We start from the raw sequence: 12,182 nt of genomic DNA, 5'->3' as shown, positions 1-12,182 counted from the left end.
GTTGGCGCCATGGGCTCGAGGCATGCCTCGGGCGGGTTGGGCAGGACGCCCAACCCCGGTCTTGCCGTGTGCGCAGGAAAGCGCACACGAGCAAGGCGCCATCGAGCCCCCAAGGACGGGTTTACGGCGTGTCCTGCGCAGCCCGCCCGGCCGCCCCCAACACGCATCAGTCAGGGCGCCAAACGCCTCAACCCCGCACTTTCGCCGGATTCACCAGATTCCCGAAGAAAATCGCATTGATCAGCAGGCGATCAGTACCGTGCCAGTACTTGCGATGCGCCGGATCATCGGCAAACAACACCACGTTGCCCTGCCCCTGCGCCGACACCAGCAGCCACGCACTCCCCGCCACCCGCGCACGGTTGCGCTCGGACAGGTAACCATTCACCCGCGGCGGCGCGTCGATGCGCACCACCGTCGAGAACGGGTTCGCACTCGGCTGCAGCGTCACCGTGTTTTCCTTGTTGATTGCGAGCTGCCGGCGCGGCACGCCGAACGCCAGCGGATGGGTGGTATCGACGTCGGCGCTGAGGATGTTGCCGCTCACCCGTTCGATCGCGGCGATGTCACGCTGGTCGCCGAACGCGCGGCGGTCGGCGTCCCCCGCTTCCTCGTCCTTGCCCAGCGATTCGCCCTCAGCCAGCTTCTGTTCCACCGCCCACTTCGACGCGCTGCCGTAGGTCACCAGCGAGCCGCCGGCCTGCACCCAGCGCTTCAGCGCGGCCACGGCAGTGACGTCGATGCCGGTGTAGGTGCCACCGGACAGCACGATGGTGGTGTAGCGGTCCAGCGCGACCTTGCCCAGCTGCTGCGGATCCAGCTTGCTGGCCGGCAGGTGCAGCTGCTGGTCGAGCAGGAACCAGGCCGAACCGATCTCGGTGGCGGCCACACCCTCGCCCATCACCAGCGCCACGGTCGGCTTACGCAGTGCCTTGACGCCGTCGCTGCCGAGATCGATGCCATCACTGCTGCGGCCGCTGGACAGGGCATGTACCTGCACGCCGGCGTCGCGTGCGGCGGCGGTCACGGCCTCGAGCAGGGCCGCGCCCTGCAGCGGCTGGCCGGCCACCGGGATGACCAGGCTGCCCGCGGCGAAGTCGATCTGGCCCTGCGCGGTGGCGCTGCTGAACGGCTTGAACGCGGCGCGTGCGCTCAGTCCCTTGGCCTGCAGCGCGGCCAGCGCGCGGCTGGCGTTGTAGTCGCGCCAATCGATGGCGTAGGCGAAGCCGGCTTGGCCGCCGGTGACCGCACCCTGCACCGGCGGCAGTTCCGCCACGCGGGCGCCGCCGTCGACACGGCTGCGGCTGCCGGCGAAGGCCACGCCGTAGGCCGGTGCGATCGCATAGCTGGTGCTGCCGTAGAACACGTCGCCCTTGATCGACGGCGTCTCGGCGAAGATCGAATGGACCAGGCAGAACTGCGCCTGCTGCACCGGCACGACGTACGCGCTGCCGGCCTCGAAGCGCTGCCCGTCGACCGTCACCGTGCGATCCAGCGCATGCACGTCAATGCGGTGCAGCAGCAACAGCTCCAGCAGGCGCCGGGTCAGTGCCGGGTCGTGCGCATCACCGAACACGAAGCTCTTCACCGGCTGCTGCGCGGCCTGCTTCAGCGCGCTCTGGAAGAAGGTCTTCTGCAGATCGAACAGGCCGCTGCGCTCGGTCACCGCACCGCGCACCGTGCCCAGGCCGGTGGCGACCTGGTTGCGGATGGTGAAGGGGAAGGTCAGCAGGCCGTTCACCGATTCCTGCACGCGCCCACGCGAGCTGGCCTGTTCAACGGTGACACCGACCGCGCCGTGGAAATCCGGATAGGTCGAGCCATACACCGGCGAGAAGTTGTCGTAGTTCTCGCCGGTGTAGTACAGCGAGCCCAGCGCATCCAGCGACTGCGCGTGGTACTTGGCCAGGGTCTTGTTGAACTCGTAGGACGCCGCCGGAATCAGCGGGCTGTGCATGCTCTTCGGCGAGGGCTCAAAGTAGTACGTGCTGTCCTTGCCCATCTCGTGGAAGTCGATCTGCACGTTCGGGTACCACTGCTGGAACACGGCCAGCTTGGGCCGCGAGTCCTGCTGGGTCAGGGCCAGCCAGTCGCGGTTGAGATCGGTGAAGTAGTGGTTGGTGCGGCCCTGCGGAAACGGTTCGACATGTTCCTTGTCGGCCGGGTCGGACGAGGCCGGGTCCGAGGCCCAGGCGTTGTGCCAGTTCGCGGCGCGGTCGCGGCCGTCGGGGTTCTGCGCCGGGTCGAACAGCACCACCGACTGCTGCAGCCACTGCTGGGTTTCGGCGCTGCGGTTGGCCACCAGGTAATAGGCGGTCAGCATCGCCGCTTCGCCGCTGGAGGTTTCGTTGCCATGCACGCTGTAGCCCAGCCAGACCACGACGGGGCTGTCACCGGCCGCGCTGCGCGGCTGCGCCGGGTCGACCAGGGTGGCGTGCTGCTGGCGGATCTGTTCGATGCGCGCCTGGTTGTCGGCGGCGGTGATGGTGGCGATCAGCAGCGGCCGGCCTTCGTAGCTGCGGCCGATCTCCTGCACGCGGATCTTGTCCGAGTGCTTCGCCAGTTCCTGGAAATAGGCCACCAGCTGGTCATGGCGGGTGTAGCGGCTGCCGATCGGGTAGCCAAGGAACTGCTCGGGGCTGGGAATGGCGGCATCGAACGCGGCAGCGTCGGTGGCCTGCGGGAAGAAGTACGCACTCTGGGCCTGCGCCGGCAGTGGCGAGGACAGGACGGTGGCGGCGGCAAGCAGCAGCCGAAGAACGGCACGGCGGTGGAAGGACACGGTGACTCCCCAGGAAACAGGACAGCGGCAACGCGGCCGGCCACGGGTTGTGGCCGGCCGTGGCGATGGCATCAGAAGCGGTAATCGAAGCCGAGGGTGAAGTAGCGGCCACGCAGGTCGTACTGGCTGAAGTCGTACGGCGCGCGGATGCCCGGGAACGAGGCGTCGTACGGCGGCGTCCTGTCAGCCAGGTTCTGCACCTTGGCGTACACGGTCAGCTTGTCGATGCCGGCATAGGCCAGGTACAGATCAAACTGGTTGTACGCATCGATGCGGTCCTGCACGGCAGCGGCGGCGGTGCTGGCCTTCTGGTCGTAACCGCTGGTGTAGTACCAGGTGACGGCTGCGGTGAAGTCGCGGAAGGTCCAGTCCAGCGTGGTGGTCGCCTTGTTCTTCGGCAGCGTGGCGCCGAGGTTGCTGCCGGCGTAGTCCACCAGCGGACCACCGACCACGGTCGGGCGACGGTAGTCACGCACGTGGGTGTAGGCCGAGGACAGGGTGAAATCGCCCAGCGCGGCGGTCGGGATGCGCTGGCGCAGTTCGACGTCGATGCCCGAGGTCTTCAGCTCGCTCAGGTTCTGGTAGCGGTTGAACACGGCCAGCAGCTTGCCGCGCTCGTCGCGCTGCACGGCACTGGAGACGTTGTCGTTGACCAGGGTCTGGGTGTTGTTGGTGCCGACCAGGTTGTCCAGCTGGATGCGGTAGTAATCCACGCTCAGGTTGGTGTTGGCCCACGGCGAGAGCACCACGCCGAAGTTCACGCTCTTGGTGCGCTCGGGCTTCAGCTCGCTGTTGCCGACGGTGAAGAAGGTCGGGTTCTGGCGCGAGCCCGGCACGTCCGGATCACGCGGGTCGACCACGCTGCCGTAGGCGATGCTGGTGCTGTTGGAATTCTCCGACAGCGACGGCGCACGGAAGCCCTTCGACGCCGAGGCGCGCACCAGCAGGAAGTCCAGCGGCTGCCAGCGCAGGCCGAGCTTGGGCGAGAACGCGTCGCCGAAGTCGTCATAGTGGTCGGCACGCGCGGCGGCGGACAGTTCCAGGCCCGTGGCCAGCGGCACATTCACTTCGGCATAGGCGGCGCTGACCTTGCGCTCGCCGTGCACTTCGGCGATGGCCGGGCGCACCTGCAGGCCGGCGTCGATCTGCCAGGGGTTGTTGGAATCGAGCTTCTCGCGGCGCCATTCGGCACCGGCGGCGAAGCCGATGTCGCCGGCCCAGGTGCGGCCCAGGGTGCCGGAGATCTTGGCGTCCACGCCCTGCAGCACCGATTCGGCCGGGCGCAGTGTGGAGATGTTGATGGCATCGATGACCGACTGCGGGGTGGCCGACGGGTTGAGCAGGTTGTAACTGCCGCTGGCAAGCGCATCGGCCAGCGCCCAGCGGTTGGCGAAGCCGCCCGACACGGTCTCGCGCTCGCTGCTGCGGGCACCGAACGCGGCCACTTCCCAATCCCAGGCGGCGGTGCTGCCACGCAGGCCGACCACGCCGCGGTAGGCGGTGGAGCGGTTGGTCTTGATGGTGCCGCCGAGGTCGAAGAAGGTGTATTCGATCGGCACCGCGCGGCCATACGGGTTGTACGGGCTGCTGGCCGGCAGGTTGGACGAGACCGGTTCGGCCAGGCCGGTTTCCGCGTTCAGGGCGAAACGGCCGCTTTCCAGGGTGAAGAACTGGCTGCTGCCGAACCAGGCGGCGCTCTTGATCTGGCTGTACAGCACTTCGCCGAAGGCTTCGACGTTCTCACCAAGGCGGAACGTGCCGTTGGCATACGCCTGGTAGCGCTTGGTCGAGGGAATCAGGGTGGTGTACGGCGCCTGGTTGAAGCCGCAGGTATCACCGGCCAGACCGTCGATCGGCGCGCTGGCGACGCGGGTGGTGCCGGTGGGGCAGTTGCCGTTGGCATCGAGCATCGGCACCGACACGCCGTTGATGAGGTAGCGCGCGCCCTTGGCCGACCAGCCGTTCCAGCGGCCGCCGGGCTGGTCGCTGTAGATGCCGCTCTTGGTCAGATTGCGCTCGTCCTGGTCCAGCCGCTCGCGGTTGTAGCCCTGCAGGCTGAAGAGGATGTTGTAGCCATCGGTATCCAGGTCACCGAGGCCACCGACGAACTTCAGGTTCTGCTCGTGCAGGCCGCCCTGGTCGGCACCGCCGAAGCTGCCGCCGAGTTCGGCGCCTTCGAAGTTCTGCCGGGTGATGATGTTGACCACGCCGGCCACCGCATCGGAACCGTACACGGCCGAGGCGCCGTCCTTGAGCACTTCGATGCGCTCGACGGCGACCAGCGGCAACGCGTTGAGGTCGACGAAAGTGTCCGACAGGCCGCCGGCCGGGAAGCCGTAGTTGGCCAGGCGGCGGCCGTTGAGCAACACCAGCGTGTTCTTCTGCGAGAGACCGCGCAGACCGATGCCTGCCGAGCCGGACGCCCAGCCGTTGTTGGTGGTTTCGTTGGCGGCGTTGCCGGTGTTGGCCGAGATCGAGCGCAGCACGTCGGCGACGGTGGCCTTGCCGGTCTGTTCCAGCTGCTGCCGGCCGATCACCTGCACCGGGTTGGACGCTTCGGTATCGGTGCGCTTGATGTTGGAACCGGTGACGCGCACGGCAGCCAGGGTGCTGGCTTCGCCACTGGCGTCGGCGGAGGTTTCGGCGGCGGCAGACAAAGGCGCGGCCAGAGCGACGGCCAGGGCCGCCACGAGCAGGGTGTGCTGGGGCATGACGATGTGGGGGGGGTGGTAGTTGGCGACGGAAGTTCCGCAGTAATCCATGCCAGGCCTGGCGCGACCAATAACATCTCTTCATACGGATATAAGAGAAGCTAACATCTCTTCATCCGGATGGAAAGAATTGCTTTACGGAAAGCCAACAACCGGGACGGCCGCGGCGGTGGGGCCGGCGTACAATCGCGCCATGGAAATCTTCAAAGTCTTCATGCTCGAGGCGGCCCACCGCCTGCCCAACGTGCCGCCGGGCCACAAATGCGCGCGCCTGCACGGCCACTCGTTCCGGGTGGAACTGAAGGTGGAGGGCCAGCCGGGTGCGCAGACCGGCTGGATCATGGATTTCGGCGACGTCAAAGCCGCCTTCCAGCCGATCTACGACCGCTTGGACCACCACTACCTCAACGACATCCCCGGCCTGGAAAACCCGACCAGCGAGAATCTGGCGGTGTGGATCTGGAAGGAGCTGAAGCCGGTCCTGCCCGCGCTGAGCGAGATCACCGTGCATGAAACCTGCACCTCCGGGTGCCGGTACCGCGGCCCGGCCGCCTGATCAAGCCATTGATCCGAAAGGTTTTCTGAAGGCGCCTTGAGCGCCTTCCTATTTTTTGTTGCATTGCGGCATGATCGGCGTATGCTGCATTGCATCAACCGCTTTCGATGCCGCCATGGCCAACGCCTTCGCCGATCGTTTCAGTGATGCCACCCGCCAGCTGGCGGCCGCGGCAACGCGTGCAAACCGATTGGCGCTGGAAAACGCCGAGAGCATGTTCGGAGTGCAGCTGAAGGCGATGGAACGCAACCTGACCGCAACCGGCGGCTGGCTGGGCGAACTGGCCCGCAGCGAGGATCCGGCCGGGCTGCTGCCCAAGGGCGCACAGCTGTGGCAGGACAACCTGCAGCGGCTGGGCCAGGCCCAGCAGGACGTGGTCGATCTTGGCCTGCAGGCCGGTCGCGCCTGGTCCGACCTGGTGCAGGGCCAGACAGATACAACGGCGGACGCCACAGGCAACAGCCACTGACGTCACGCCCACGCTCATTGCATGGGTCCCTCCCCCCATGCAATCCGGACCCGGCAGATCCCTCCCTCTGCCGGGTCTTTTTTTGCCTGTGATTCCGGTGAAACGCACGCGTCACGGGCGGCCGGGGGACCCCGGACACCGGTAGCGCCGGGCCATGCCCGGCGAGCGCAGCGGCGCAGTCAGGGCCCCGCGTTCTCCGCGCGCGGCAACGCAAACACGAACAGCGCGCCGGTCGCGCTTTCGCGCAGTTCGATACGACGACCGTGCAGCTGCACGATGCGCTGCACGATGAGCAGGCCCAGCCCACCATTCTCGCCACGCCGCGCACCCAGTGCCGCCGGTGCCTGGAACAGCTGCGCACGCAGCGCCGGGGCCACGCCCGGGCCATCGTCGGCCACGCTCACTTCTACGCTGCCTTCGATGGCGCGCAGCTGCACCCGCACCTCGCCGCCTTCGGGCGCATGCCGCAGCGCGTTGTCGAGCAGGTTGGTCAGCACCCGCTCGACCAGGCCGAGGTCCGCACGCACCAGCGGCAGGCCCGGCGGGAAATCCGCATGCAGGTGCTGGCCACGCGCCTGTGCGGCCAGTTCGAATTTCTGCAGCACGTCCTGCAGCAGCTCCGGCAGCGCGAACACCTCCCACTCCAGTCGCACTTCGCCATGTTCCAGCCGCGCCAGTTCGAACAGCGCGCGCGCCAGGCGGCCGACCTTGGCGCTCTGCGCCAGAGCGATGCCGAGATAGCGACGGCGTTCTTCCGGCGACAGCGTGGCTTCCTTCAGCGCCATCGTTTCCAGGTAGCCATGCAGCGACGACAGCGGCGTACGCAGGTCGTGCGAGATGTTGGCCACCAGTTCGCGGCGCTGCAGATCCTGCTGGCGCAGCTGCTGCCACTGTTCGCCCAGCCGCTGCGCCATCTGCGCGTGGGCATGTTCGAGGATCTTCAGTTCGTCACGCTCGACGCTGCGCAGTGGCACCGGCGCCGGCAACGGCGTAGGCGCATCGATGTCGAAGGCCTGGATGCGCCGGGTCAGCCGACGCAGCGGCCGAGTGACCCAGTAGAACGCCACCAGCCCGGCCAGCAGGCCCAGCCCGCCCACCAGCAGCACCGACCACAGCGTGGTGTTCCACTGGTTGCTGGCGGCGAGGTCGTCGGCCAGCATCTGCCGGTGTTCGCCCACAAGCACCACATACACGTAACCGGCCTGGCGCCCCTGCACCACCAGCGGGGCCACGCTGAACACCTTGCGGCCGCCAGTACTGCGCGGGTCGTCGCCGAGGATCGGCAGCGGCGCACCGGCCAGCAGGCGACGCAGCGGCGCAAGGTCGACGTGGTTGCGCAGCAGGTGGCCGCTGGGTGCATCGTGGCCGAGGATGCGGCCCTGGTCGTCCAGCAGGTACACCTCCACGCTGGGATTGACCGCCATCAGCTGGCCGAACAGCGCGCGCACCGCGGTATCGCGCATGCCGCTGGTGTCCATCAGTTCGCTGCGCTGGGCAATGTGTTCGGCCAGGCCCAGCGACAGCCGCTGCACCACTTCCTGTTCGTGGCGGGTGCTGGCGCGCATCTGCAGGGCCAGCAGGGCCATGCAGCACATCAGCATCAGCGCGGCGATCACCGCCGCCAGCTTCTGCCACAGGTTGGGCGTGATCATGCCGACGCCCCCGCAGGGTCGACCAGCTTGTAGCCGCGCCCCCACACCGTCAGCAGGCGCCGCGGCGTGGCCGGGTCGAGCTCGATCTTGCTGCGCAGGCGGTTGATGTGGGTGTTCACGGTGTGCTCGTAACCATCGTGCTGGTAGCCCCAGACCTGGTTGAGCAGTTCCATCCGTGCGAACACCTGGTCGCGATGGCGGGCGAAGAACAGCAGCAGGTCGAACTCACGTGGGGTCAGTTCCAGTGCGCTGCCATCCACCGACGCGGTACGTGCCACCGGGTCCAGCTGCAGGCCACCGACCTCGACCGCACCGGCATCGATGCGCGCGTTCTGCGCCATGGCTTCGGCGCGGCGAAGCAGCGCGCGCACGCGCGCCACCAGCTCGGGCATCGAGAAGGGCTTGGCCAGGTAATCGTCCGCGCCCAGTTCCAGGCCGACGATGCGCTGGGTTTCGCTGCCACGTGCGCTGATGATGATGATCGGCACGTAGCGCGCCATCGCCCGGGCACGCTGGCAGATCTGCAGGCCATCGACGCCGGGCAGCATCACGTCCAGCACCAGCGCATCCCACGGGCCGTCCTGCTCCAGCAGGCGCAGGCCGGCATCGCCGGTGGCGGCGTGGGCGACGTCGTAGCCCTCGTCAGCCAGGTGCATGCGCAGCAGGTCGGCGATATGGGCATCGTCTTCGACGATCAGGACGCGTTTGGCGGACATCGGCAGCTCGGGGCCAGTGGGGAGGCTGCCCGCATTGTGGCGCGGGACGGCCACCGATACCTCACGAAAAATTGAATCCTGCGTGAGGATTCGTTGACCCGGGCAGGCGCAGCATGGCCCCGTCGCCCCTTCCCGGAGTCCGCCATGCCCCTCACCCGCCGCCACCTGCTGGGCCTGGGTGGTCTTGCCACCGCCGCTGGCGTGCTCGGCCTGGGCGCGTGCAGCCGCGCTGCCACGGCCGCCGCCGAGAACCGCCCGGCTCGACAGTTCCCGCTGATGCGCACCGACGCCGAATGGCGCCGGCTGCTGACCCCGGCGCAGTACGCGGTGCTGCGCCAGCAGGCCACCGAACGCGCTGGCAGCAGCCCGCTGGACCGCGAACACCGGCAGGGCACGTTCACCTGCGCCGGCTGCCAGCAGCCGCTGTTCTCCTCGTCCACCAAGTTTGAAAGCGGCACCGGCTGGCCCAGCTTCTGGGCACCGCTGCATGGCGCGGTCGGCGAGGATCGCGACACCACCTTCGGCATGTTGCGGGTGGAAGCGCACTGCAGCCGCTGCGGTGGCCACCTCGGCCATGTCTTCAACGATGGCCCGCGCCCCACCGGCCTGCGCTACTGCATGAACGGTGCCGCCCTGCTGTTCCAGCCCGGCGCGGCACAGCAGGACAGCAATGGCGGCTGGCGCGTGCCGCTCGGTTCTTCCCCCACTTCTGGAGCCTGATGATGCTGCTGTTGCTGCTGGCCTACCTGGGCGGCGTACTGACCCTGCTCAGCCCGTGCATCCTGCCGGTGCTGCCCTTCGTGTTCGCGCGGGCCAACCGCTCCTTCGTGCGCAGCACGCTGCCGCTGCTGCTGGGTATGGCGTTGACCTTCGCCGCGGTCGCCAGCCTGGCCGCCGTGGGCAGCCAATGGGTGGCGCAGGCCAACCAGATCGGTCGCTGGGTGGCCCTGGTGCTGATGGCGGTGTTCGCCCTGGCGCTGCTCTGGCCGCGCCTGGCTGACCATCTGCTGGCACCGTTCCAGCGCGTGGGTGCGCGGCTGAGTGCACGCGCCGACGCTGCCGATGATGCCGGCCGGGGCGGTGCCGGGACCTCGCTGCTGATCGGCATCGCCACCGGCCTGCTGTGGGCGCCGTGCGCCGGCCCGATTCTCGGCTTGGTGCTGACCGGCGCTGCCCTGCATGGCGCCAGCGTCGGCACCAGCGCATTGCTGCTGGCCTACGCACTGGGTGCAGCCACCGCGCTCGCGCTGGCGGTGTGGATCGGCGGCCGCGTGTTCAACGCTCTGCAGGCGCGGCTGGGCCTGGGCGACGTGCTGCGCAGGGTGCTGGGCGTTGCCGCGCTGCTGGCGGTGGTGGCCATCGGCCTGGGCTGGGATACCGGCCTGCTGACCCGCCTGTCCACGGTCAGCACCGCGCGCATCGAACAGGGCCTGCTGGACGCGGTGCCCGGTGCGCAGCCGGCGGCGCCGCCGATGATGATGATGGCCGGCGCCACTGCCGGTGCCGATGCGCCGCTGCCGGTGGAAGGCACCCTGCCCGCGCTGGATGGCGCCACCGGCTGGCTCAACAGCCCGCCGCTCAAGGCCGAACAGCTGCGCGGCAAGGTCGTGCTGGTCGATTTCTGGACCTATTCCTGCATCAACTGCCTGCGCGCGATGCCCTTCGTGCACGAGTGGGAGCGCCGCTATCGCGACCATGGCCTGGTGGTGGTCGGCGTGCACACGCCCGAGTTCGCCTTCGAACGCGACCCGCGCAACGTGATGAAGGCCGTGCAGCAGCTGAAGGTGGAATACCCGGTGGCGCTGGACAACCAGTATTCGATCTGGCGCGCGTTCAACAACCAGTACTGGCCGGCGCAGTACTTCGTTGATGCGCAGGGCAACATCCGCGCCCACCAGTTCGGTGAAGGCAACTACGCGCATTCGGAACAGGTGATCCGCCGCCTGCTGACCGAGGCCGGCCAGACCGATCTGCCGCCGCCGGCCGACCCGGCCGCGGCCGACCTTCAGGGCGTGGCCACGCAGGCCGACATGGGCAACCTGCGCTCGCCGGAAACCTACCTGGGCCACGCGCGTGCCGAGCACTTCGCCTCGCCCGGCGGGCAACGCACCGATGCGGCCTTCGACTACACGCTGCCGGCCAGCCTCGCGCTGAACCAGTGGGGCCTGTCCGGCCGCTGGACCATCACCGATGAAGCCGCGCAGCTGCAGCAGGCCAGCGGACGCATCGCCTTCCAGTTCCATGCCCGCGACCTGCACCTGGTGCTGGCACCGACGCAGGACGGCACGCCGGTGCGCTTCCGCGTGTGGCTGGACGGCAAGCCGCTGCCTGCCGCCGATGCCGGCAGCGATGTTGGCGCCGATGGCAGCGGCGTGGTCACCGAGAACCGTCTGTACCAGCTGGTGCGCCAGCGCGGCACGGTCGGCCCGCACCGCTTCGAGATCGAATTCCTCGATGCGGGCGTGCAGGCCTATGCCTTCACCTTTGGTTGAGAGCAGGAGGGCACGATGAAATTCTCCTTCGAACAGGGCATTGCAGTGGGTGTGGCCGGGTTGATCGCCACGGCACTGGTGGCCGGCGTGCTGCTGGTGGATCGCGGCGCGATGGCCGCGCCGGCTACCACCAGCGCGCAGGTACAGGCACTGCCGGCACCCGCCGGCGATGCCGCCTTCACCGATGGCGCCACCCAGGCCAGCGTGGTGTTTGCCGGTGGCTGTTTCTGGGGCGTGCAGGGCGTGTTCCAGCACGTGAAAGGGGTGAGCAATGCGGTGGCCGGCTATGCCGGAGGCAGTGCCGCCGATGCACGCTACGAGCGCGTCAGCAGCGGCCGCACCGGCCACGCCGAAGCGGTGAAGGTCGACTACGATCCGCGTCAGGTCAGCTATGGGCAGCTGCTGCAGGTGTTCTTCTCGGTGGCGCACGATCCCACCCAGCTGAACTACCAGGGCCCCGACCACGGCAGCCAGTACCGCTCGGCGATCTTCAGCGATGACGCCAGGCAGCTGGCTGCCAGCCGCGCCTACATCGACCAGCTGGGCAAGGCTGGCAGCTACCGCGGCCCGATCGTGACCCAGGTGGCCAGCGGCCAGCGTTTCTACCCGGCCGAGAGCTATCACCAGAACTACATGAACAACTACCCGCAGGCGGCCTACATCCGCTACTACGACGCACCGAAGCTGGCCGCGCTGGGCAAGCAGTTCCCTGCGCTGTACCGGCGCCAGGCGTCGCTGGTGCCGATGCGCTGATGCGCTTTTGTAGAGTCGAGCCATGCTCGACTTCTGGATCCTGGCAAAGCC

The 12,182-nt window shown here is 68.2% G+C and carries 9 protein-coding genes; 5 read left to right on the top strand and 4 right to left on the bottom strand.

Annotated elements, in window-relative coordinates; translation table 11 throughout:
• Positions 1-187 precede the first annotated feature (187 nt).
• Both DCO49_RS09080 and DCO49_RS09075 read right to left on the bottom strand, forming a co-directional pair.
• The gene (locus DCO49_RS09080; protein ID WP_116863763.1) at positions 188-2,782 is read right to left on the bottom strand and encodes a M14 family zinc carboxypeptidase; all 2,595 of its coding nucleotides are present in this window, start codon (positions 2,780-2,782) and stop codon (positions 188-190) included.
• Positions 2,783-2,853: 71 nt separating this feature from the next.
• Positions 2,854-5,493, bottom strand: a complete 2,640-nt coding sequence (locus tag DCO49_RS09075) for a TonB-dependent receptor (RefSeq protein ID WP_116863766.1) — start codon at positions 5,491-5,493, stop codon at positions 2,854-2,856.
• Between the two features lie 193 nt (positions 5,494-5,686).
• Between DCO49_RS09075 and queD the strand changes: the two genes are divergently transcribed.
• Together queD and DCO49_RS09065 are read left to right on the top strand one after the other, a co-directional pair.
• On the top strand, positions 5,687-6,049 hold the full coding sequence (gene queD, locus DCO49_RS09070) for a 6-carboxytetrahydropterin synthase QueD (protein ID WP_116863765.1): 363 nt from the start codon (positions 5,687-5,689) through the stop codon (positions 6,047-6,049).
• A gap of 115 nt (positions 6,050-6,164) precedes the next feature.
• The gene (locus DCO49_RS09065) at positions 6,165-6,518 is read left to right on the top strand and encodes a phasin family protein (protein ID WP_116863764.1); all 354 of its coding nucleotides are present in this window, start codon (positions 6,165-6,167) and stop codon (positions 6,516-6,518) included.
• A gap of 179 nt (positions 6,519-6,697) precedes the next feature.
• Here DCO49_RS09065 and DCO49_RS09060 read toward each other — a convergent pair whose 3' ends face one another.
• The gene (locus tag DCO49_RS09060; RefSeq protein ID WP_116863762.1) at positions 6,698-8,170 is read right to left on the bottom strand and encodes a HAMP domain-containing sensor histidine kinase; all 1,473 of its coding nucleotides are present in this window, start codon (positions 8,168-8,170) and stop codon (positions 6,698-6,700) included.
• Positions 8,167-8,886, bottom strand: a complete 720-nt coding sequence (locus DCO49_RS09055) for a response regulator transcription factor (RefSeq protein ID WP_116863761.1) — start codon at positions 8,884-8,886, stop codon at positions 8,167-8,169. The genes DCO49_RS09060 and DCO49_RS09055 overlap by 4 nt, the downstream gene beginning before the upstream one ends.
• A 144-nt stretch (positions 8,887-9,030) precedes the next feature.
• On the opposite strand from DCO49_RS09055, the gene msrB reads away from it, so the two are divergent.
• The 3 genes from msrB to msrA are packed head-to-tail and all read left to right on the top strand — an operon-like array spanning position 9,031 to position 12,131.
• Positions 9,031-9,606: a peptide-methionine (R)-S-oxide reductase MsrB gene (gene msrB / locus DCO49_RS09050; RefSeq protein WP_108767625.1), complete on the top strand. Its 576-nt coding sequence runs from the start codon at positions 9,031-9,033 to the stop codon at positions 9,604-9,606.
• A 2-nt stretch (positions 9,607-9,608) separates the two neighbouring features.
• Complete coding sequence (locus tag DCO49_RS09045; RefSeq protein WP_116863760.1) at positions 9,609-11,378, top strand: cytochrome c biogenesis protein CcdA; 1,770 nt, start codon at positions 9,609-9,611, stop codon at positions 11,376-11,378.
• Between the two features lie 15 nt (positions 11,379-11,393).
• Positions 11,394-12,131, top strand: a complete 738-nt coding sequence (gene msrA / locus DCO49_RS09040; RefSeq protein ID WP_116863759.1) for a peptide-methionine (S)-S-oxide reductase MsrA — start codon at positions 11,394-11,396, stop codon at positions 12,129-12,131.
• The last annotated feature ends 51 nt before the right edge of the window (positions 12,132-12,182 follow it).

Origin of the sequence: Stenotrophomonas sp. SPM, assembly GCF_003105135.1 — a bacterium.
GTDB lineage: Bacteria > Pseudomonadota > Gammaproteobacteria > Xanthomonadales > Xanthomonadaceae > Stenotrophomonas.
This window is presented reverse-complemented; position numbering and strand designations above follow the sequence as displayed.